The sequence below is a fragment of the Streptomyces sp. NPDC018019 genome (assembly GCF_044327805.1).
In the GTDB taxonomy this organism is placed as follows: domain Bacteria; phylum Actinomycetota; class Actinomycetes; order Streptomycetales; family Streptomycetaceae; genus Streptomyces.
Genome location: NZ_JBIRGD010000015.1, coordinates 155288 through 174551, shown reverse-complemented (window position 1 = coordinate 174551; position 19264 = coordinate 155288). Strand labels below are relative to the sequence as shown.

Annotated in this window: 15 protein-coding genes and 2 pseudogenes; 8 read left to right on the top strand and 9 right to left on the bottom strand. The window is 71.3% G+C overall.

The features are described from left to right. Window positions 1–37: 37 nt before the first annotated feature. The 5 genes and pseudogenes from ftsH to dacB all read right to left on the bottom strand — a co-directional run bounded on the left by ftsH (window position 38) and on the right by dacB (window position 7464). Complete coding sequence (gene ftsH, locus ACH4FX_RS24725) at window positions 38–2059, bottom strand: ATP-dependent zinc metalloprotease FtsH (protein ID WP_398482342.1); 2022 nt, start codon at window positions 2057–2059, stop codon at window positions 38–40. Window positions 2060–2345: 286 nt separating this feature from the next. Further along, window positions 2346–2885 carry a hypoxanthine phosphoribosyltransferase gene (gene hpt, locus ACH4FX_RS24720; RefSeq protein ID WP_004571923.1) on the bottom strand — a complete coding sequence of 180 codons (540 nt, stop codon included), beginning with the start codon at window positions 2883–2885 and terminating at the stop codon, window positions 2346–2348. Between the two features lie 77 nt (window positions 2886–2962). Continuing rightward, a pseudogene (gene tilS / locus ACH4FX_RS24715) lies at window positions 2963–3874 on the bottom strand (tRNA lysidine(34) synthetase TilS); the annotation flags it as partial. A 386-nt stretch (window positions 3875–4260) separates the two neighbouring features. Then, window positions 4261–5409, bottom strand: a complete 1149-nt coding sequence (locus ACH4FX_RS24710; RefSeq protein WP_398482340.1) for a zinc-dependent metalloprotease — start codon at window positions 5407–5409, stop codon at window positions 4261–4263. A gap of 414 nt (window positions 5410–5823) precedes the next feature. Beyond that, window positions 5824–7464 (bottom strand): D-alanyl-D-alanine carboxypeptidase/D-alanyl-D-alanine-endopeptidase, encoded by a 1641-nt coding sequence (gene dacB, locus ACH4FX_RS24705; protein WP_398482338.1) that lies wholly within the window; start codon window positions 7462–7464, stop codon window positions 5824–5826. 86 nt (window positions 7465–7550) lie between these two features. Between dacB and ACH4FX_RS24700 the strand changes: the two genes are divergently transcribed. Next, window positions 7551–8048: an inorganic diphosphatase gene (locus tag ACH4FX_RS24700; protein WP_242587483.1), complete on the top strand. Its 498-nt coding sequence runs from the start codon at window positions 7551–7553 to the stop codon at window positions 8046–8048. Between the two features lie 108 nt (window positions 8049–8156). Here ACH4FX_RS24700 and ACH4FX_RS24695 read toward each other — a convergent pair whose 3' ends face one another. Both ACH4FX_RS24695 and ACH4FX_RS24690 read right to left on the bottom strand, forming a co-directional pair. Beyond that, on the bottom strand, window positions 8157–9884 hold the full coding sequence (locus ACH4FX_RS24695) for a threonine/serine exporter ThrE family protein (RefSeq protein WP_398482464.1): 1728 nt from the start codon (window positions 9882–9884) through the stop codon (window positions 8157–8159). 299 nt (window positions 9885–10183) lie between these two features. Further along, window positions 10184–10903: a DedA family protein gene (locus ACH4FX_RS24690; protein ID WP_398482336.1), complete on the bottom strand. Its 720-nt coding sequence runs from the start codon at window positions 10901–10903 to the stop codon at window positions 10184–10186. 303 nt (window positions 10904–11206) lie between these two features. Here ACH4FX_RS24690 and ACH4FX_RS24685 point away from each other — a divergent pair, with 303 nt between their 5' ends. Next, on the top strand, window positions 11207–11578 hold the full coding sequence (locus ACH4FX_RS24685) for a YbjQ family protein (protein WP_398482462.1): 372 nt from the start codon (window positions 11207–11209) through the stop codon (window positions 11576–11578). A 78-nt stretch (window positions 11579–11656) separates the two neighbouring features. Here the strand turns inward: ACH4FX_RS24685 and ACH4FX_RS24680 are convergent, their stop codons facing one another. Beyond that, a complete protein-coding gene (locus ACH4FX_RS24680) occupies window positions 11657–12415 on the bottom strand; it encodes a MerR family transcriptional regulator (RefSeq protein ID WP_398482334.1) in 759 nt (252 codons plus the stop codon). Between the two features lie 117 nt (window positions 12416–12532). Here ACH4FX_RS24680 and leuE point away from each other — a divergent pair, with 117 nt between their 5' ends. From leuE to ACH4FX_RS24660, 4 genes and pseudogenes are all read left to right on the top strand, one after another. Next, complete coding sequence (gene leuE / locus ACH4FX_RS24675; RefSeq protein WP_398482332.1) at window positions 12533–13204, top strand: leucine efflux protein LeuE; 672 nt, start codon at window positions 12533–12535, stop codon at window positions 13202–13204. A gap of 366 nt (window positions 13205–13570) precedes the next feature. Then, a pseudogene (locus ACH4FX_RS24670) lies at window positions 13571–14419 on the top strand (DUF5753 domain-containing protein). A gap of 412 nt (window positions 14420–14831) precedes the next feature. Next, entirely contained in the window at window positions 14832–15089 is a 258-nt protein-coding gene (locus tag ACH4FX_RS24665; RefSeq protein ID WP_398482330.1) for an ATP-binding protein, read from the top strand. 383 nt (window positions 15090–15472) lie between these two features. After that, complete coding sequence (locus tag ACH4FX_RS24660; protein WP_398482328.1) at window positions 15473–15601, top strand: hypothetical protein; 129 nt, start codon at window positions 15473–15475, stop codon at window positions 15599–15601. 85 nt (window positions 15602–15686) lie between these two features. Here ACH4FX_RS24660 and ACH4FX_RS24655 read toward each other — a convergent pair whose 3' ends face one another. Further along, the gene (locus tag ACH4FX_RS24655; RefSeq protein WP_398482327.1) at window positions 15687–16736 is read right to left on the bottom strand and encodes a methyltransferase; all 1050 of its coding nucleotides are present in this window, start codon (window positions 16734–16736) and stop codon (window positions 15687–15689) included. 329 nt (window positions 16737–17065) lie between these two features. On the opposite strand from ACH4FX_RS24655, the gene wrbA reads away from it, so the two are divergent. Then, the gene (gene wrbA, locus ACH4FX_RS24650) at window positions 17066–17734 is read left to right on the top strand and encodes an NAD(P)H:quinone oxidoreductase (protein ID WP_398482325.1); all 669 of its coding nucleotides are present in this window, start codon (window positions 17066–17068) and stop codon (window positions 17732–17734) included. A 15-nt stretch (window positions 17735–17749) separates the two neighbouring features. After that, window positions 17750–19165, top strand: a complete 1416-nt coding sequence (locus ACH4FX_RS24645; RefSeq protein ID WP_398482323.1) for a glutamate decarboxylase — start codon at window positions 17750–17752, stop codon at window positions 19163–19165. Window positions 19166–19264 lie beyond the last annotated feature (99 nt).

Sequence of the window (19264 nt, the reverse complement as noted above, 5' to 3'; positions counted from 1 at the left end):
ACCCGGCCACCGCCTGTCACCGCCGCTCGGCAGCGGTTCAGCTCTCCGGCGACCGGTCCTCGGGGGCCTCGGTCTTCTCGGTCGAGACGTTCGACGAGGAGGAGGCCGAGGGGGCCGCGCCGTTGGCCGGCGCCAGCTCCTTCGGGGACAGCACCGGCGGGCGCGTCGAGGGCGTACGCCGCGAGGAGCCGGTCCACGCCGGGCGGGCCGGGCGCTTGACGATGTGCTTGAAGACCTCGGCGACCTCTTCCTTGTTCAGCGTCTCCTTCTCCAGGAGCTGCAGAACCAGGTTGTCGAGCACGTCGCGGTTCTCGACCAGGATCTCCCACGCCTCGTTGTGCGCGGTCTCGATCAGCTTCTTGACCTCTTCGTCGACCAGCGCGGCGACCTCTTCGGAGTAGTCGCGCTGGTGACCCATCTCACGGCCGAGGAACGGCTCGGAGTTGTCGGAGCCGAACTTGATCGCGCCGAGCCGCTCGGTCATGCCGTACTGGGTGACCATGGCACGGGCCGTGGCGGTCGCCTTCTCGATGTCGTTCGCGGCGCCGGTGGTCGGGTCGTGGAAGACCAGTTCCTCGGCCGCGCGCCCGCCGAGCATGTACGCCAGCTGGTCGAGCATCTCGTTGCGGGTGGTCGAGTACTTGTCCTCGTCCGGCAGGACCATCGTGTAGCCCAGGGCCCGGCCGCGGGACAGGATCGTGATCTTGTGGACCGGGTCCGAGTTCGGCGAAGCGGCCGCGACCAGGGCGTGTCCGCCCTCGTGGTACGCGGTGATCTTCTTCTCCTTCTCGGACATGATGCGGGTCCGCTTCTGCGGACCGGCCACCACGCGGTCGATCGCCTCGTCCAGCGCCTTGTTGTCGATCAGCTTGGCGTCGCTGCGGGCCGTCAGCAGGGCGGCCTCGTTCAGCACGTTCGACAGGTCGGCACCGGTGAAGCCGGGGGTGCGCTTGGCGACGGCCGTCAGATCGACGTCCGGCGCGACCGGCTTGCCCTTCTGGTGAACCTTGAGGATCTCCAGACGGCCCTGCATGTCCGGGCGGTCGACGGCGATCTGCCGGTCGAAGCGGCCGGGGCGCAGCAGCGCCGGGTCCAGGATGTCCGGGCGGTTCGTCGCGGCGATCAGGATCACGCCGCCCTTGACGTCGAAGCCGTCCATCTCGACGAGGAGCTGGTTCAGCGTCTGCTCGCGCTCGTCGTGGCCGCCGCCGAGGCCCGCGCCGCGGTGCCGGCCGACGGCGTCGATCTCGTCGACGAAGACGATCGCCGGGGCGTTCGCCTTGGCCTGCTCGAACAGGTCACGGACCCGGGAGGCACCGACACCCACGAACATCTCGACGAAGTCGGAACCGGAGATCGAGTAGAACGGCACGCCCGCCTCGCCGGCGACGGCGCGCGCGAGCAGCGTCTTGCCCGTACCGGGCGGGCCGTACAGCAGCACACCCTTGGGGATCTTGGCGCCGACTGCCTGGAACTTCGCCGGCTCCTGGAGGAACTCCTTGATCTCCTGGAGCTCCTCGACGGCCTCGTCCGAGCCCGCGACGTCCGAGAACGTCGTCTTCGGGGTGTCCTTGGTGATCAGCTTGGCCTTGGACTTCCCGAAGTTCATCACCCGGGAGCCGCCGCCCTGCATCTGGTTCATCAGGAACAGGAAGATGACCACGATGAGGACGAAGGGCAGCAGCGAGATCAGCATCCCGACGAACGGGTTCTGCTTCGACGGGGAGACGGTGTAACCGTCCTTGATCTCGCCCGTCTGGTACCTGGCCTGCAGGGTCTTGGCCAGATCGACGCCCTGGTCGCCGATGTAGCTCGCCTGGAGCTTGTTGGAGCCGTCGACCTTGTTGTCGCCGGACAGCTCGACCTTGATCTTGTTCTCGTCGCCGGTCGTCAGCTCGGCGGATTTCACCTTGTTGTCAGTGATCGCCTTGACGACCTGACCGGTGTCCACCGTCTTGTAGCCGCCGGACGAGCCGACGACCTGCATCAACACGACCACGGCGAGGACGGCCAGCACGATCCACATGACCGGCCCACGGAAGTATCGCTTCACGTCCATCCATACGGAGCCGTCCGGCCCCGTCCCTCCTGCCACAGTGAGGCACAACAGCCCTGTGGAGGGCTGGTCGTGCGTACGGTGTATTACTGGCCCGAAAAAAGACTGACCTTCGGACGGTACCCCAGCATTGTCACCCGGCGACGCCGCCCACGGTTAACAATGCAGCTTCGGATGCCGTTCTCCCTGCTCCAACGGCGAAAGACCGCGCGGGGTTCCCGCCGCCGGGCACCGGCCGGTCCCGGGCCCCGGCCGCCGGCGACGCGGCGGCCGGACGGACCGGCGCCGCTCAGCCGCCGTAGACGTGCGGTGCGAGCGTGCCGACGAACGGCAGGTTGCGGTACTTCTCCGCGAAATCCAGGCCGTAGCCCACGACGAACTCGTTGGGGATGTCGAAGCCGATCCACTTCACGTCGATCGCGACCTTGGCCGCGTCCGGCTTGCGCAGCAGCGTGCAGACCTCCAGGCTGGCGGGCTCGCGCGAACCCAGGTTCGACAGCAGCCAGGACAGCGTCAGGCCGGAGTCGATGATGTCCTCGACGATCAGGACGTGCTTGCCCTTGATGTCGGTGTCCAGGTCCTTGAGGATGCGGACCACTCCGGAGGACTGGGTGCCCGCGCCGTACGACGACACGGCCATCCAGTCCATCGTGACGGGGTTGGACAGCGCGCGCGCCAGGTCCGCCATGACCATCACGGCGCCCTTGAGGACGCCGACCAGGAGCAGGTCCTTGCCCGCGTACTCCGCGTCGATCTTCGCAGCCAGCTCCGCCAGCTTCGCGTCGATCTCTTCCTTGCTGATGAGCACCGACTGAAGGTCGGAACCCATGTCCTTGTCGTCCACCCGTGCCACTCTCGCTCGGTTCGGTGTCATGAGACTCATGCAGCAAGGCGGTCTCGTACGGCTCAGCCCTGCCGGATCACCAGTCTGCCACCCTGCCGTCGCACACCCACCCGCCCGGGGAGGTTGACGGTGCCCTGCCCCCGCCAGCCCGTGATCAGCCGGTCCACCTCTTCGATGTGGCGGGCGAAGAGCGAACCGGCCGGCGCGCCCGCCGCGATGGCCGCCCGGCGCAGCACCCGGCGGCGGACGGCCGCGGGCAGCGCGTACAGCTTGGGGACGTCGAGGGTGCCGCGCTCGTCGAGGACCGTGCGCTCCGCGTCGGCGGCCCAGGAGTCCAGGGCGTCGGCGTCGTCCCGGGACAGCTGCGCCGTACGGGCCAGGGCCTCCACGACGCCCTTGCCGAGCGCCTTCTCCAGCGCGGGCAGGCCCTCGTGGCGCAGCCGGGAGCGCGTGTAGAGGGGGTCGGCGTTGTGCGGGTCCTCCCAGACGGGAAGCGACTGGATCAGACACGCCTTGCGGGCGGTCTGCCGGTCCACCTCCAGGAAGGGGCGGCGATAGCGCCCGCCGCGGCCCGTCGTGGCCGCCATGCCGGACAGCGACCGGGTGCCGGAGCCGCGGGCGAGCCCCAGCAGGACCGTCTCTGCCTGATCGTCGCGGGTGTGGCCGAGGAGGACGGCGGCGGCGCCGTGGCGCTCGGCGGCGGCGTCCAGCGCCGCGTAGCGGGCGTCGCGGGCGGCGGCCTCGGGGCCGCCCGCGCGGCCCACCTCGACGGCCACCGCGTCGACCGGGTCCAGTCCGAGGGCGCGCAGGCGCACCACGACCTCGGCCGCGCGCACGTCGGAGCCGTCCTGGAGTCCGTGGTCGACGGTGATGCCGCCGGCCCGTACGCCCAGCCTGGGCGCCTCGAAGGCCAGTGCGGAGGCGAGTGCCATGGAATCGGCGCCGCCGGAGCACGCGACGAGCACCAGAGGGGGCCCGTCCGCCGCGGCGGGCGGGGGCGGCGCCCCGGCGGAGCACGCGGGGCCCGCGGCGACCGGCTGCTGCGCGGGGCGCGCGGGGACGGGGGACTGCGAGGAGTGGTGGTTCAGTACGTCGTGAAGTACGCGGCGGACCGCCACGCGTATCGCGGCGACCGCTGGATGGGGACCCATGTCCGTTTCCAATCGTCAGCTGGGGCCTCGGGCCGTCTATGGCTTTTTTCGTCACACAGAGTGCCTAGATGGTGACAGAGACGAGCAGTTCCCCGAGCATTGCACGCCCATCCTGCGGTCACGGTCCCTCAGAAGAGTGATTGAGGGGAGCGTTCACCCGCCCTGCGGTGCGACCGGCTCGCACCTCTGCCCTCCGGGGCTCCGCCCCCTCAGCGGTGCACCCGCGCGACCCAGTCCGCCGGTTTGGCGATCTCCTGTTTGGTCGGCAGCGTGTTCGGCGACGTCCACACGCGGTTGAAGCCGTCCATGCCCACCTCGTCCACGACGGCCCGGACGAACCGCTCGCCGTCCCGGTACTGGCGCAGCTTCGCGTCCAGCCCCAGCAGCTTGCGCAGCGCCTGGTCCAGCCGGCCCGCGCCGCTGGCCCGCCGCTTCTGGAACTTCTCGCGGATCTCCGCCACGGACGGGACCACGGCCGGGCCGACGCCGTCCATCACGTAGTCGGCGTGCCCCTCCAGGAGGGACATCACCGCGGTCAGCCGCGCCAGGATCTCCCGCTGGGCCGGGGTCTGCACCAGATCGACGAAGCTGCGGCCCCCGGCGTCGCCCTCCTCGCCCTCCGGCCGGCCGCCGGCCAGCGACTGGACGGCCTCCCGCAGCCGCTCCAGCAGCGTGCCCGGGTCGATCTCGGTCTCGCCGAGGAAGGTCTGGATCTCGCCCTCGATGTGATCGCGCAGCCAGGGCACGGCGGTGAACTGCGTCCGGTGCGTCTCCTCGTGCAGGCACACCCACATGCGGAAGTCGTGCGGGTCCACCTCCAGCTCCCGCTCGACATGCACGATGTTCGGCGCCACCAGCAGCAGCCGGCCGCCCTGCGTGCCCGCCGGCAGGTCGCGCGAGGCGGGCGCGAAGGTCTCGTACTGGCCGAGGACGCGCGAGGCCAGGAACGACAGCAGCATGCCCAGCTCCACGCCGGTCACCTTGCCGCCGACGGCCCCCAGCACCGCGCCGCCCGGTACGGAGGAACGCCGCTCCTCCATCTTCCGCAGCAGCGGCTTCAGCACGGCGCGGAAGCCGGCCACGTTGGCCCGGATCCAGCCGGGGCGGTCCACGACGAGGACCGGCGTGTCGTGCTGGGCACGGGCCTGCTCCGCGCCCGGCTCCCCCTCCGCTTCCGGCTGCACCATGCGGGTGAACGCGCGCACGTGCTCCTCGGAGGACTTCGCGTGCCGCCGCAGCTCGGCGACGATCGCCCGCGCCTCGTCGCGGCTCACCTCTGGCCCCGGCCGTACCAACCGGGTCGCGGTCGCTACCGCGAGGTTCCAGTCGACCATCTCCACACCACCGATGCTCGTCATGGGTTCACGGTACGTGGGCGCTCCCGCTGGGGGTAGCGCGGCGCCCTTCGGGCGCGGTTTTCCGGGTGGCCCGTGGCCGGTCCGTTTGCGGCCGCCGCGGTTCGCCTGCGGCGGGCTGGGCCGACTCGTCGGCGCCGGTTCGCTTGCGGCCGCAGCACCGTTCGCGCCTGCGGGGGGCGGTGGCCGCTGCGGAGCGTCCTTCGGGCGCGGTTCTCCGGGCCGTCGGTGGCCGGTTCGTTTTCAGCTGCCGCGCCGTTCGCGCCTGCGGCGGGCGGTGGCCGCTGCGCGGGGCTGTCAGGTTCGGGGGCGGGCCTGCGCGGCAGGCCGCTCCGGCCCGCCCCCTTCCGCGGTGGGGTGGGGAGTAGGTGGGTGGGGGCTGGTGTGAGCGGTCGGCTGTCGGCCGTCGTGCGAGGACTATCGGCAGCCGCAGTTCGCCACCGCCGTGGCCAGGCGGTCCAAGGCCTGTTGGGCCGCTTGTGGGTCGGTGGTGTCGTTTGTCATGAAGGCGAAGACCAGGAGGCGGCCGTCGGTGTCGACGACCGTGCCGGCCAGGGTGTTCACGCCGGTGAGGGTGCCCGTCTTGGCCCGTACGGTGCCCGCGCCCGCCTTCTCGCCCGCGTAGCGGCCGCTGAGGGTGCCGGTGAAGCCGGCTACCGGGAGGCCGGTGGTGACCGGGCGCAGTTCGGGGTGGTCGGCGGAGGTGGCCAGGGCGAGGATGCGGGCGAGCAGGCCGGCCGAGACCTTGTCGTCGCGGTCCAGGCCGCTGCCGTCCTCGAAGACGGCACCGTTCAGGGGCAGCCCCAGCTTCGTCAGTGTCTTGCTCACGGCCCGGCCCGCGCCCTCGAAACCGGCCGGTTCGCCGGCGGCCAGGGCCGTCTGGCGGGCCAGCGCTTCCGCGATGTCGTTGTCGCTGTGGGTGAGCATGCGTTCGACGAGTGCGGCGAGGGGCAGCGAGCGGGTGGTGGCGAGGCGGCGGGCCTCGGCGGGGGCGGTGGTCCTGGCGGGGGTGCCGTCGACCGTGATGCCGCGGTCCTTGAGGAGCCGGGCGAAGGTACGGGCAGCGGCGGCGGCCGGGTCGCCGTCGCGGGGCGCGGGCCCGTACTCGCTCTCGTCGAGGCGGCCCTCGTCGGCCATGAGGGGCGTGACGGGGGCGATGTTCTCGTTGGGGCTTATGGGGTGCAGGACCGGTCCGGTGTAGGCCGAGGTGTCGTAACCGAGCCGTACGGTGCCGGTGCCACGCTTCTTGAGCGCGCGGGCCGTGTCGTCGGCCAGCGCGCGCAGGTTGGCTGGCTGGTCCTGCGCGTCCTGCTTCGGCGCGCGGGCGGTGAGGGTGGGGTCGCCGCCGCCTACGAGGACGATGCCGCCGTCCCCGGCTTCGACGACCGTGGTGTCGATGCGGTGCTCGGGGCCGAGGGCGGAGAGCGCCGCGGTGGCGATGGCCAGCTTGACCGTCGAGGCGGGCGTCGCGCTGCGCGCCGGTTCGGCGCCGAAGAGCTCACGGCCGGTGGCGGCGTCCACGACGGAGGCGGTGCGCAGCGGGCCGAGCGCCGGGTCCTTCATCAGGGGCGCGAGCACGTCGGCCAGGGCCTTGGTGCCGGGCGCGGGCGGCGTCCCGTCGTCCCCGCCGCGCGCGGGCGCGCCGACCGCGGCCAGCACGGGCGGTGCGCTGGGCACGGTCGCGGCACCGTCCGGGGCGTGACGCTCGCCACCCCTGCCGTCGGCCGCCGCGGCGCGGGCCCGCTCGGCCGTACGCTGCCCGGAGTCCCAGGGACCGGCCACCGTCACCGCCCCGGCCGCGACCACCAGGCCCAGGACGGTGGAGCTGGCCGTCAGCCGTACGGTCTGCCGCTGCTGCTTGGAGGCGGACCACCAGGCGGTACGGGTGGTGTCCACGGCGGACCGGTAGGCCGTACGCGCCGATCCCGCCGCCGAACGGGTCACGGCCGCGGCGGTGGACCCCGCCGACCGGGCCGAGCCCGCCGCCCGCCGGGCGGAACGTTGCGCCAACCGCTGCGCGGCCTGCCACCTGACCTGCCACGACCTGGTCTCCGGCACTTACGACCAGCCCCTTTCGCCACCACACACCTGCGTGGGGGACACTTAATCACCAGACGTATGTGTTGATCATGGAGGAGCCACCCGTGGAGTTCGACGTCACCATCGAGATCCCGAAGGGTTCGCGGAACAAGTACGAGGTGGACCACGAGACCGGACGGATCCGTCTGGACCGTCGACTCTTCACCTCGACCAGCTACCCGGCCGACTACGGCTTCGTCGAGAACACCCTCGGCGAGGACGGCGACCCGCTGGACGCGCTGGTCATCCTGGACGAGCCGACGTTCCCCGGATGCCTGATCAAGTGCCGCGCCATCGGCATGTTCCGGATGACGGACGAGGCCGGCGGCGACGACAAGCTGCTGTGCGTCCCGGCGTCCGACCCGCGCGTGGAGCACCTGCGCGACATCCACCACGTGTCGGAGTTCGACCGCCTGGAGATCCAGCACTTCTTCGAGGTCTACAAGGACCTGGAGCCGGGCAAGTCCGTCGAGGGTGCGAACTGGGTCGGCCGCGCCGAGGCCGAGGCCGAGATCGAGGCGTCCTTCAAGCGCCTGGAGGCGCAGGGCGGCGCCCACCACTGAGCCTGCGGCTCGTAGGTCCATGACAGGGGCGGCATCCGGTTGGCCGGGTGCCGCCCCTGTGCTGTCCGGGGGCGGCCCGCACGGCCGCGTGCCCCGGAGGAGGCCGGGTCAGAAGCCCCGCGTCCGCTTCGCCGCCCGCCGGTCCCCCGGCTCCTCCTGCGCCGCGCCCGGCGCCTTCATGAAGAGGCGGGCGACCTCGCCGCCGAGGTTCACGCCGACCGCGATGGCCAGCGCCAGGGAAGCGGCCTTGATCAGGGACGAGACGCCGGGGCCGATGTCGCCCTGGGCGAAGTTGAGCAGGCCGAAGTAGGTGGCGCTACCGGGCAGCAGCGGCCCGATCGCGGCCGTGACGTACGGCAGCGCGGAGGCGTACCGGTAGCGGCTCAGGAGCTGGCCGAAGAGGCCGACGAGACCGGCCGCGATGGCCGTGGCGGGCACCGCGTTCATGCCGCTGACGTTGGCGAGCGCGCCGTACACGACCCAGGCGACGCCGCCGTTGAGCGTGGCGAACAGCACGGTGTGACGTTCCTGCTGGAGTAGTACGCAGAAGGCCAGCGCCAGCAGCATGGCGGCCACGATCTGCACCGGCGGGTCGTTGAACAGCGCGAACCCGGCCGCCGGGTAGAGGTACTCCGGGTTGAGCTGGAGCCCGATGTAGAGCGCGGCGAGCACGCCGATGACGATGCCGACGATGAGGTAGCCGACCTCCAGCAGGCGCGCCGAGGCGGTGATGTAGTAGCCCGTCAGGCCGTCCTGCACGGCGGCCACCAGTGCCCGTCCCGGGATCAGCGCGAAGAGGCCACCGGTGATCACCGCGGACGCCTGTACGGCCACGTGCGAGAAGCTCAGGGCCACCCCTATGGCGGCCGGCGGCATCGCCGCGACCACGAACTGGTAGAACTCCGGCAGCCCGCGGCTGGAGGCGAGCCAGGCCAGCCGGTCGCCGAGCATCGAGCCGACCGCCGCCGCGATGAAGACGATCAGCCCGCCGCCGACCAGCATGCTCGCCGCGCCGGACAGCAGCCCGGAGGCCAGGGTGAGCGCCCAGCTCGGGTACGGGTGGCGGTTGCGGCGTATCTCGGCCAGGCCGCGGTACGCCTCCTCCAGGGTGATGCCCTCGGAGGTGATGTCGTCGACGAGGCGGAAGACCGCGGAGAGCCGGGTGTAGTCCACACCGCGCCGCCGCACCGTGCGGCTGGCCGTGACCGGGTCGTCGACCAGCGACGGCTGGTAGGAGATCGACAGCAGGGTGAAGGTGACGGTGGGCTCGACCCGCTCCAGCCCGTACGCGTGGGCGACGCCGAACATCGCGGCTTCCACGTCCTCCGCGCCCTCGCCGCCCGCCAGCAGGATCTCGCCGATACGCAGCGTCAGGTCCAGGACGCGCGGTACGGCGGGCCCGCTCTCCTCGGCGCGCTCCGCCCGCTCGGGCACCGGCCGCTCGCCGACCGGCATGCGCAGCATCGTGCGCATCCGGTCCTGCCAGGGCGTCTGCTTGGTGAGGTTGATGACGGGAATGCCGTGCGGCGGCGTGAAGGCGGGCCAGCCCGCCGGGGTCCGGTCGGGCAGCTGGTGCTGGCCGGTGGTGCTGCCGGTGCCGCCGGGCGGCGTGAAGGCGGAGCCCTCCGGTTCGGCCGGCGCCTCGGTCTTCAGGCCGTCCGGGAGGGCGAACTCGGAGGTGGGGTGCTCCTCCTCGGGCACCGGCGGGTACGGCACGCCGAGCGGCGGGGTGAAGGCGCTGCGCGCCTCGTCCGACTGGGGCTTGCGGTCCTCAGCTGAATCGTTTCCGCCATTCGTACCATTGCTGGCGCCGTGCGCGCCTTTGACGCCGTTCACGCCGTTCTTCCCGTTCGTGCCGTTGGTTCCGCGCCGGCCCCGCTGTGCATCCGACGCCACGTCTCTTCGCTCCTCGTACGCCTCCTGCCGACCATCAAGGACACGATGCCTGATGGTCGGCAGGGGCGCGCGGGGCGGGGCCCTTACCGAGGTTCTTCTGGGCTGCGAGTTTCCCCTGCGCAGCGAGAGAAACCCGGGACTTTTGGTACGAGGATCACCGTGGCGGGGCTGTGCGGCGGGCGTCCCCAGGGCGAGGCCCGTCCGCGAGGCGGGGCGCCCCCGGTGCCCGGAGGTGCCGGCTAGCGCTTGGCGTGCCGGCCGCGACGGCCGTCGTTGCCCGGCTGGCGGGGCGGCTGCACGGCACCGACCGGGTCGTACCCCGCCTGGGCCGCCGCCTTCTTGTTCTTGCCGCGGGCGCGCAGGTACTCGATGACGATCGGGACCACGGAGATCAGCACGATCGCGACGAGGATCAGCTCGATGTGCTTGTGCACGAACTCGACCTTGCCGAGCGAGGCGCCGAGCAGGGTCACGCCCGCGCCCCACAGGGTGCCGCCGATCACGTTGAAGGTGATGAACGAGCGGTAGTTCATCCGGCTCACGCCCGCGATGATGGGGGTGAACGTCCGCACGATCGGCACGAAGCGGGCCAGGATCAGCGACTTCGGGCCGTGCTTCTCGAAGAACTCGTGCGCCTTCTCCACGTTCTCCTGCTTGAACAGCTTGGAGTCCGGGCGCTTGAAGAGCGCGGGCCCGACCTTGCGGCCGAAGAGATAGCCGGCCTGGTCGCCGAGGACCGCCGCGAGCACGATCAGCAGGCACACCAGCCACAGCGGCTTGTCCAGCTTGTCGGTCGTCACCAGCAGGCCGGTGGTGAACAGGAGCGAGTCGCCCGGCAGGAAGAAGCCGATCAGCAGGCCGGACTCCGCGAAGACGATGATCAGCACGCCGATCAGCCCGAACGTGCCGATCAGGTAGTCCGGGTCCAGCCACTGGGGGCCGAGCGCGAGAGTATTCACGGGGTGAAGGCTCCTGGGTCGAGGGCGCCGGATCGTGCGGTGCGACGGGGATGAAGGCGCAGTGTGCGGCCCAAAGCTATCAACGCCGGACGACGTGCCTTGGTTCCAGCCGCCTGCTACGGCCTCCGGCGGCCCGCGCCACCCTCCTCCGGACGCCCCCGCCCGCGCCCCGTCCGCGCGCCGACGGCCACCCGCCGGCCGGACACCGGCGGCCGCCTCCCCCGGAACCACCCCGCCCCCGTGAGACGCTCCCGCGAGGAGCCGGCCTCCCGGCGGGCTCACCGTACGGAGGGACAGGACACGATGGGCATCGAGGAGTTCGGCGGCGGCCAGACCGCGCAGGCCGACGTGCTGGTGGTGACGACCAACGACGTACCCGGATACGAGGTGCAACGGGTCATCGGCGAGGTCTTCGGCCTGACGGTGCGCTCGCGCCACCTGGGCAGCCAGATCGGGGCCGGGCTGAAGTCGATGATCGGCGGCGAGCTGAAGGGCCTGACCAAGACGCTCGTGGAGACCCGTAACCAGGCGATGGAGCGGCTGGTGGAACAGGCGCGGGTGCGCGGCGCGAACGCGGTGCTGATGTTCCGCTTCGACGTGACGGAGGCGGCGGACGTGGGCACGGAGGTCTGCGCGTACGGCACCGCCGTCGTGCTCGCCCCGAAGGCCGGCTGAGCCTGCCGGGCCGCCCGGAGGACGCGTACAGAGCACGGCCGTACGGGCCAGGGGGCGCGCTCCCCTGCCCGTACGGACTCAGCTGTTGCGGACCGCGTTGGCCAGCATCGCGTCCCGCATGTAGACGGCCAGTCCGGGCCGGATGGCCTCATAGGTGGCGGTGAAGCGCTCGTCCGCGACGTACATCTCCCCGAGACCGGAGTGCATCTCGTACGAGCAGTCGTAGTAACCGGACGAGATGAACCGGCGGTGCTCCTCGGCCACGTCCATCGCCTCGGCCGAGTCGGCGGGCAGCCCGCGCTCCATCACCCCGGCCATCTTCCGGTGCACGGCGTCGAACTCCGCCGTCAGCCGCTTCCAGTCCTCCTTGGTGTACGCGGCCGTGCGGCGCTGCGACTCCTTGTACGCGTCGGTGCCGCCCCACCGCTCGCGCGCCTCATCGGCGTGGTCGTCCGGGTCGAAGTCCCCGAAGACCTCGAACTTCTCCTCCGGGGTCAGATTGACGCCCATCTTGCGTGCCTCCATCGCGTGTTCGACGGCGGCGGCCATGGCCCGGAGCTTGTCGATCCGGGCGCTCAGCAGCGCGTGCTGCCGCCGCAGGTGCTCCCGCGGGTCGGCGTCCGGGTCGTCCAGGAGGGCCGCCACCTCGTCGAGCGGGAAGCCCAGCTCCCGGTAGAACATGATCTGCTGGAGCCGGTCGAGATCGGCGTCGCCGTAGCGCCGGTGGCCGGCGTGGCTGCGCCCGCCCGGCACCAGCAGCCCGATCTCGTCGTAATGGTGCAGGGTGCGCACCGTCACACCGGCGAATCCGGCGACCTGTCCCACGGAGTAGCCCACGGTTCCCGCCCTCCTTCTCGGTACGCGCTCCACGATGGGTCCTCACGCCACGTGAGGTGCAAGTCCGGATACCGGAAACCTGTGGGGCGGACGGGACACCAGTGGCATCCTGCCGCCATGCTGGGCATAACCGATCTCCCGACCTACCTGGCGGGTCTCGCACTCATCATCCTGCTGCCGGGTCCGAACTCGCTGTACGTCGTCTCCGTCGCGGCCCGCCGCGGCCCGCGCACCGCCTACCGGGCGGCGGCGGGGGTGCTGTGCGGCGACACGGTGCTGATGACCCTGTCGGCGGGCGGCGTGGCCTCCCTCCTCCAGGCCAGCCCCGTCCTCTTCGCCATCGTGAAGTTCGCGGGCGCGGGCTATCTGACGTGGCTCGCGGTCGGCATGCTGCGCGGCGCCTGGTCACTGTGGCGCAACCGCGAGGCCGCCAAGTCCCTCCGCAAGAAGGCCACGGCCGACGGACCGGACCCCAAGGCGGCCCGCGAACGCCCGTACCGCCGGGCCCTGGTGATCAGCCTCCTCAACCCGAAGGCGATCCTCTTCTTCATCTCCTTCTTCGTCCAGTTCGTCGACCCCCACTACGCCCACCCCGTCCTGTCCTTCCTCACCCTCGGCGCCTGGGCCCAGCTCTTCAGCCTCACCTACCTCTCGGTCCTCATCTTCAGCGGCACCTACCTGGCCGCCACCTTCCGCCGCCGCAAGCGCCTGACGGCGGGCCTGTCGGCGGGGGCGGGGGCCGCGTTCCTCGGGTTCGCGGCAAAGCTGTCGCTGGCGAGCGCGGGGTGACGGACGGGCCGAGGGCCACGCATCCACGCGACCTGGCACTGGGCACTGGGCCGTACGGCTCAGCGCCCAGCCCTCACCGTTGTCGTCACCGGGCCCGCCCCGCTGGTCCCGCGTAGCGCCCTTCGGGCAGACGTCATCGCCCGGCATACCAGGCATGCACGACCGCATCGGCCGTCCCGCCGTCCGGCTCGGCCACCATCATGCGGACGCCATCGAGCACCACCGTGGCTACCTCTCCGCACTCGCGTAGTCGAGGTGAAGAACGCTGCCGGGCTAGGGCAGTTGTACGTATTTGTACAACGCGTGAGACCTGGTAGACCCCCGTAGGTACACGGGCCACACTGAGACCCGAGAAAAGGGGAGCGGATGCCACCCAGGAAGGCGCCGACAGCGCGCCAGCGCCGTGTAAGCACCGAGTTGCGCAAGATGCGCGAGCACGCCGGCCTCGCGCTGGCCGAGGCCGCAGCCCTGCTCAGCACCGACCGGACCACCATCAGCAACACCGAGTCGGGGCGCTTCGGAGTGAGCAGGGAGCGCGTGCGCGCATGGCCGACGCAATATGCCTGCCCCGACAACGTCTACAACGACGCCCTGGCCACCATGGCGGAAGAGCGTGTCAGCGGCTGATGGGAGGACTACCGGGGAGACCTGTCCAGCGGCGCGCTCGACCTCTCCGAGCTGGAACATCACGCCGTTGCGCTGCGCACGGTGCAAATCATGCACATGCCCGGCCTGCTCCAGTGCGAGAAGTACGCCCGGGCCGTCTTCGCGGAAGCCGTGCCGCCCCTCGATCCCACCGCCCTCCGCCGCCGGTTGTCCCACCGGCTGAAGCGTCGTGACGTGCTCGACCGCCCAACACCCCCGGCCTGTACCTTCCTGATCCACGAGGCCGCGCTGCGCATGGAGTTCGGCGTCCGGTCGGTCACCCGGACGCAGCTCGGACACCTGCTCAAAGAGATGGAGCGGGACAACGTCGAGGTGCGCGTCATTCCCTTCGGAGCCGGGTTCCCGAATGCCGGAAGCTCGACGCTCTACGCGCACGGCCCCGTGCCGCAGCTCGACACCGTGCAGACGGACACGCCAACAGGGCCGGCATTTCTGGACGCCGAAACCCGGCTGGCCAACTACCGGGCCGTTCTCGACCGCACCCAGGAAAGAACCCGCACCCCCGCAAAGTCGTTCGACTTGATACATGAAATGGCACAACAAGCATGAAGGCTGAAGAGAGTGGACATTGAGTGGAAAAAATCAACGAAATCGACCGACGCGGAGGGAAACTGCGTAGAAATCGCGTCTCATGGCTCGTATCACTCTTTAGACGTACAACAGTTGATACGCACTGCTGCCGGGCGCTACGTTCCTCAGGCACCACCGTCCTCCGACCATAACCCGCGCGATTCAACGCGCCCCTGCCTGCCGCCGGAGACAGGGAAGCCGTTAGAACCGTCGATTGCTTCCCCTGGCAGCGTGGCGACGTGATTCACAACACCGCCCATCTCAATGCCGAGCGAACGGTGATGCGCAGACGAACATCACCGAGCTCGCCCTTTCCTGAGCGCCTACGTAGCGAAATCCGGTCATAGTCACCGAATTGCCGGAATGACAGGAAGGCGAAGGCGACGAAAGGTTGCCGAACCATGCGGCACATCGCGCACGGGCCGTCCGACCCCAGAAAGTACTTGCGCCCGCCCCACCGCGCACATGGCCCAGTACGTCCAGAACCGCAGGACAGGCCCGTGCGTACGCCCGGAAAATCGTCGAGCAAGCCACTCCCGGTATCACTGAGGAACGGCTCGCCGACGTCGAACTCATCGTCAGCGAACTCGTCATCAACGCCTGCCGTTACGGGGCCGAGCCAGGCGACTTGGCGGCTGTGGCCGTGTAAGCCGGAGTCGGCGGGGCGCGGATCGAGGTTCATGATCCGTTCCGGCGTCGCCCCCGTCGCAAACCCGCGAATCCGGATCGCCAAAGAGGACGCGGCCTGCTCATCGTTGAGGCCCTGGCGAGCAGTTGGGACGTGGCCGACCGGCCGCTCGGGAAGGTCGTGTGGGTGGAGCTGACGTGGTGATCCGCGCCCGGCCGCTCCCGGGGCCCGGTTTTCTCGCGGGGCTCGTGATCAGTACACCTTCGGGACGCGTTCCCGTTGTCCGCGACCGGCTGTCCGTCCGAGGCCCGCACCTCGTTCTGGACTACGGCCACCCGGCCTTCTGTTTGCGGGTGCCAAGGCCGTCGGTCCGGTGGATCGCGCACGTCCTGGGTGGTGGGCACGTGTGTCTCGTGCTCGGCCTCGACGCGACAGCGCCCGGAGCGGGCCCTGATGTGATCGAGCGGTACCTGCGCCGCGCCACCTCCCGTGGCCGCACCCTCCTGGGCGCCACGGCCGTACGCCACCGGTAACGGCACCCCGGCGCCGCCCGGCCGGGCAGGTTGCCGGGCGGCGCCTGGGGGCCCGGCCGGGTGGAGCCGGCCGGGCCGTACCGGCTCAGACCGCGGCGGCCTCGATGAGGACGAAGGGGTCCGGGGCCGGCAGTGGGGTGAGGCCGGTGATGGTGAAGCCGGCCTGGGCGCACAGGGCTTCGAAGTCGGCGCGGGTGCGCTCCCGGCCGCCGACGTTGACCAGCATGTTCAGGTCGCTCATGTAGATCACGGCGGGCGCGTCGGGCCGCACCGCGTCGGCGAGCACCGGCTCGATGATCAGGACGCGGCCGTCCGCGGGCAGCACCTGCCGGATGTGGCGCAGGATGCCCGCGCACTGCTCGTCGTTCCAGTCGTGGATGACGCTCTTGAGGAGGTACAGGTCGCCGCCCGCGGGGGCGGCGGCGAAGAAGTCGCCGGTCTCCAGGGTGACGCGGTCGGCGACCCCTTCGGCGGCCAGCCTGGCACCGGCCTGGGCGAGGCCCTCAGCGGTGTCGTAGATCATGCCGCGCGGCGCGGGGTGGGCGCGCAGAATGGCGGCGAGCAGCGTGCCGTCGCCGCCGCCCACGTCCACGATGGTGGTGAAGCGCCCGAAGTCGTAATGGGCCGGTACGTCCTGGGCGGCGGTCCGGGTGCCCTGGCTCATCGCGGTGTTGAACTCCTGCGACAGCTCGGGGTCGCCCTTGAGGTGACTGAAGAAGTCCGTACCGAAGACCGCGTCGAAGGCGGGTTCGCCGCTGCGGACGCTGTCCTCCAGGCGCTCCCAGGCGCGGGTCATGACCGGCGAGCTGAACATGCGGGCCAACGCGGCCATGGAGTCCTGGGTGTCGTTGCGCAGCAGCGCCCCGGCGGCGGTGACCTCGAAGGTCCCCGGTTCGTGTTCGGTCAGCAGGCCCAGCGCGGCCAGCGCGCGCAGCAGGCGCAGGGTGGCCTGCGGCTGGGTGCCGCAGGCGGTCGCCACGTCGTCCGCCGTACGGGTGCCGGCACCGATGCGGTCCAGCACACCGAGCCGGACGGCGGCGGCCACGACGTGCGTGGACAGCTGCCCGAACAGCAGTTGGGTGACGGTGCCGCGGGCCGCGCGTGCGGGGGTCGCCCGTTCCTCGTTCGCTTCCACGTCCGCTCCTTCGGGTCGCCTGGACCGTCTCGGCCGTCCCGACCGTTCCGATCGCCTCGGGCACCGTTCCCGCGCCGGGCGGGCGGCCCGGGACGACGGCACGGCGGGTCCGGCGGACCGTGCCCCCGTCCCGCGCAAGTTAGGCAAGCCTAAGTTCCTCGCACGGAGGGCGCAACACCCGCGCGCGGGTCGGTCGTTGGCATTTCACCCAACGGGCGCCACACCGGCGGGGGATGCCACTCCCGCCCCGAGGTCCGCGCCGGACGCGGCAACGGGCGCGCCGAATGTCGCGTATGCCCGTATCGTCGCCTCCGTAGGAGGTGCATCCCATGACCCAGCCCAGCGACCGGGCCGACACCGGCAGCGGCTCCCCCGGCGACCGGACCGCCGTCCGCCTCGCCGTCATCTACTACTCCTCGACCGGGACCGTCACCGAGCTGGCCAAGGCCGTCGCGGACGCCGCCGGGCAGGCCGGCGCCGAGGTACGGCTGCGCAGGGCCGCCGAGCTGGCCCCGCGGGCCGCCGTCGACTCCAATCCCGCCTGGGCCGAGAACGTCCGGGCCACCGCGGACATCGCCGAGGCCACACCCGACGACATGATCTGGGCGGACGCCGTGATCTTCGGCTCGCCCACCCGGTACGGCAACATCGCCTCGCAGCTCAAGCAGTTCATCGACACGCTCGGCGGGCTGTGGCAGCAGGGCCGGCTGGCGGACAAGGTCTACAGCGGCTTCACCGCCTCCGCGACCAAGCACGGCGGCCAGGAGACCACCCTGCTCGCCCTCTACACCACGATCCACCACTTCGGCGGCATCGTCGTGACGCCCGGATACACCGACCCCTCGAAGTTCGCCGACGGCAACCCGTACGGCACCTCGCACGTCGGCGGCCCCGAAACCCCGCTCGACGACGAGGCACGCACCGCCGCCGGCGTCCAGGCGCGCCGCGTCGTGAAGTTCACCCGCGCCCTGAAGGCAGGGCTTTCCGCGGCCGGCTGAGGGTACCCGGGCGCCATGGCACTCCATGAGGGCACCTCCGCCGGGGCCGGCAAGCGGGACGGCCTGTCGGTCAACCCCTTCTACGGCGAGGCCGACCCGGTCGCCGGGATGACCGGGGCCCCGCCCCGGCACACCCTGCCGGACGAGCCCGTCGCCCCGCGCGCGGCCTACCAGCTCGTCCACGACGAACTGATGCTGGACGGCAACGCCCGGCTGAACCTGGCGACCTTCGTCACCACCTGGATGGAGCCGCAGGCCGACGTGCTGATGGCGGAGTGCCGCGACAAGAACATGATCGACAAGGACGAGTACCCGCGCACCGCCGAACTGGAGCAGCGGTGCGTGGCCATGCTCGCCGACCTGTGGCACGCGCCCGACCCGGCCGCCGCCGTCGGCTGCTCGACGACCGGCTCCAGCGAGGCGTGCATGCTCGCCGGGATGGCCCTCAAGCGCCGCTGGTCGCGCGCGAACGCCGACCGCTACCCGGCCACCGCCCGGCCCAACCTGGTCATGGGCGCGAACGTGCAGGTGTGCTGGGAGAAGTTCGCCGCGTTCTGGGAGGTCGAGGCGCGGCAGGTGCCCATGCGGGGCGACCGCTTCCACCTGGACGGGGAGTCCGCCGCCGCGCTCTGCGACGAGAACACCATCGGCGTCGTCGCCGTCCTCGGCTCGACGTTCGACGGGTCGTACGAGCCGGTGGCGGAGATCTGCGCGGCGCTGGACGCCCTCCAGGAGCGCTCCGGGCTGGACATCCCCGTCCACGTGGACGGCGCGTCCGGCGCCATGATCGCGCCGTTCCTGGACGAGGACCTAGTCTGGGACTTCCGGCTGCCGCGCGTCGCCTCCATCAACACCTCCGGCCACAAGTACGGGCTCGTCTACCCCGGCGTGGGCTGGGCCCTGTGGCGCGACAAGCAGGCGCTGCCCGAGGAACTGGTCTTCCGCGTCGACTACCTGGGCGGCGACATGCCGACCTTCGCCCTCAACTTCTCCCGGCCCGGCGCCCAGGTCGCCGCCCAGTACTACACGTTCCTGCGGCTGGGCCGGGCGGGCTACCGCGCCGTACAGCAGAACACCCGTGACGTGGCGCGCTCACTGGCCGGCCGCATCGGCGCGCTGGGCGACTTCCGCCTGCTCACGCACGGCGACGAGCTGCCGGTCTTCGCCTTCACCACGGCCGACGGCGTGACGGACTTCGACGTCTTCGACGTCTCCCGCCGCATGCGCGAACGCGGCTGGCTCGTCCCCGCGTACACCTTCCCGCCCGACCGCGACGACCTCTCCGTCCTCCGCATCGTCTGCCGCAACGGGTTCTCGCACGACCTCGGCGACCTGTTCATGGCCGACCTGGAACGCCTGCTGCCGGAACTTCGCAAGCAGGGCGGCCCGCTGGGAAACCGGTCGGGTACGGACACGGCGTTCCACCACTGAGCACACAGCCGCCGATGAAGCCGGTGGGAGCGCGTCGTCCGGCGCCACTCGTGCGGGTGGCGCTACGGTCACTCGAAGGACGCGGGGCCACGAACACGG

Excerpts from the sequence above, each read along its gene's own strand:
- leuE (WP_398482332.1), top strand. The coding sequence starts at position 12,533 with ATGCTGGGCATAACCGATCTCCCGACCTACCTGGCGGGTCTCGCACTC.
- ACH4FX_RS24645 (WP_398482323.1), top strand. The coding sequence starts at position 17,750 with ATGGCACTCCATGAGGGCACCTCCGCCGGGGCCGGCAAGCGGGACGGC.
- ACH4FX_RS24685 (WP_398482462.1), top strand. The coding sequence starts at position 11,207 with ATGGGCATCGAGGAGTTCGGCGGCGGCCAGACCGCGCAGGCCGACGTG.
- ACH4FX_RS24710 (WP_398482340.1), bottom strand. The coding sequence starts at position 5,409 with ATGACGAGCATCGGTGGTGTGGAGATGGTCGACTGGAACCTCGCGGTA.
- ftsH (WP_398482342.1), bottom strand. The coding sequence starts at position 2,059 with ATGGACGTGAAGCGATACTTCCGTGGGCCGGTCATGTGGATCGTGCTG.
- hpt (WP_004571923.1), bottom strand. The coding sequence starts at position 2,885 with ATGGGTTCCGACCTTCAGTCGGTGCTCATCAGCAAGGAAGAGATCGAC.
- wrbA (WP_398482325.1), top strand. The coding sequence starts at position 17,066 with ATGACCCAGCCCAGCGACCGGGCCGACACCGGCAGCGGCTCCCCCGGC.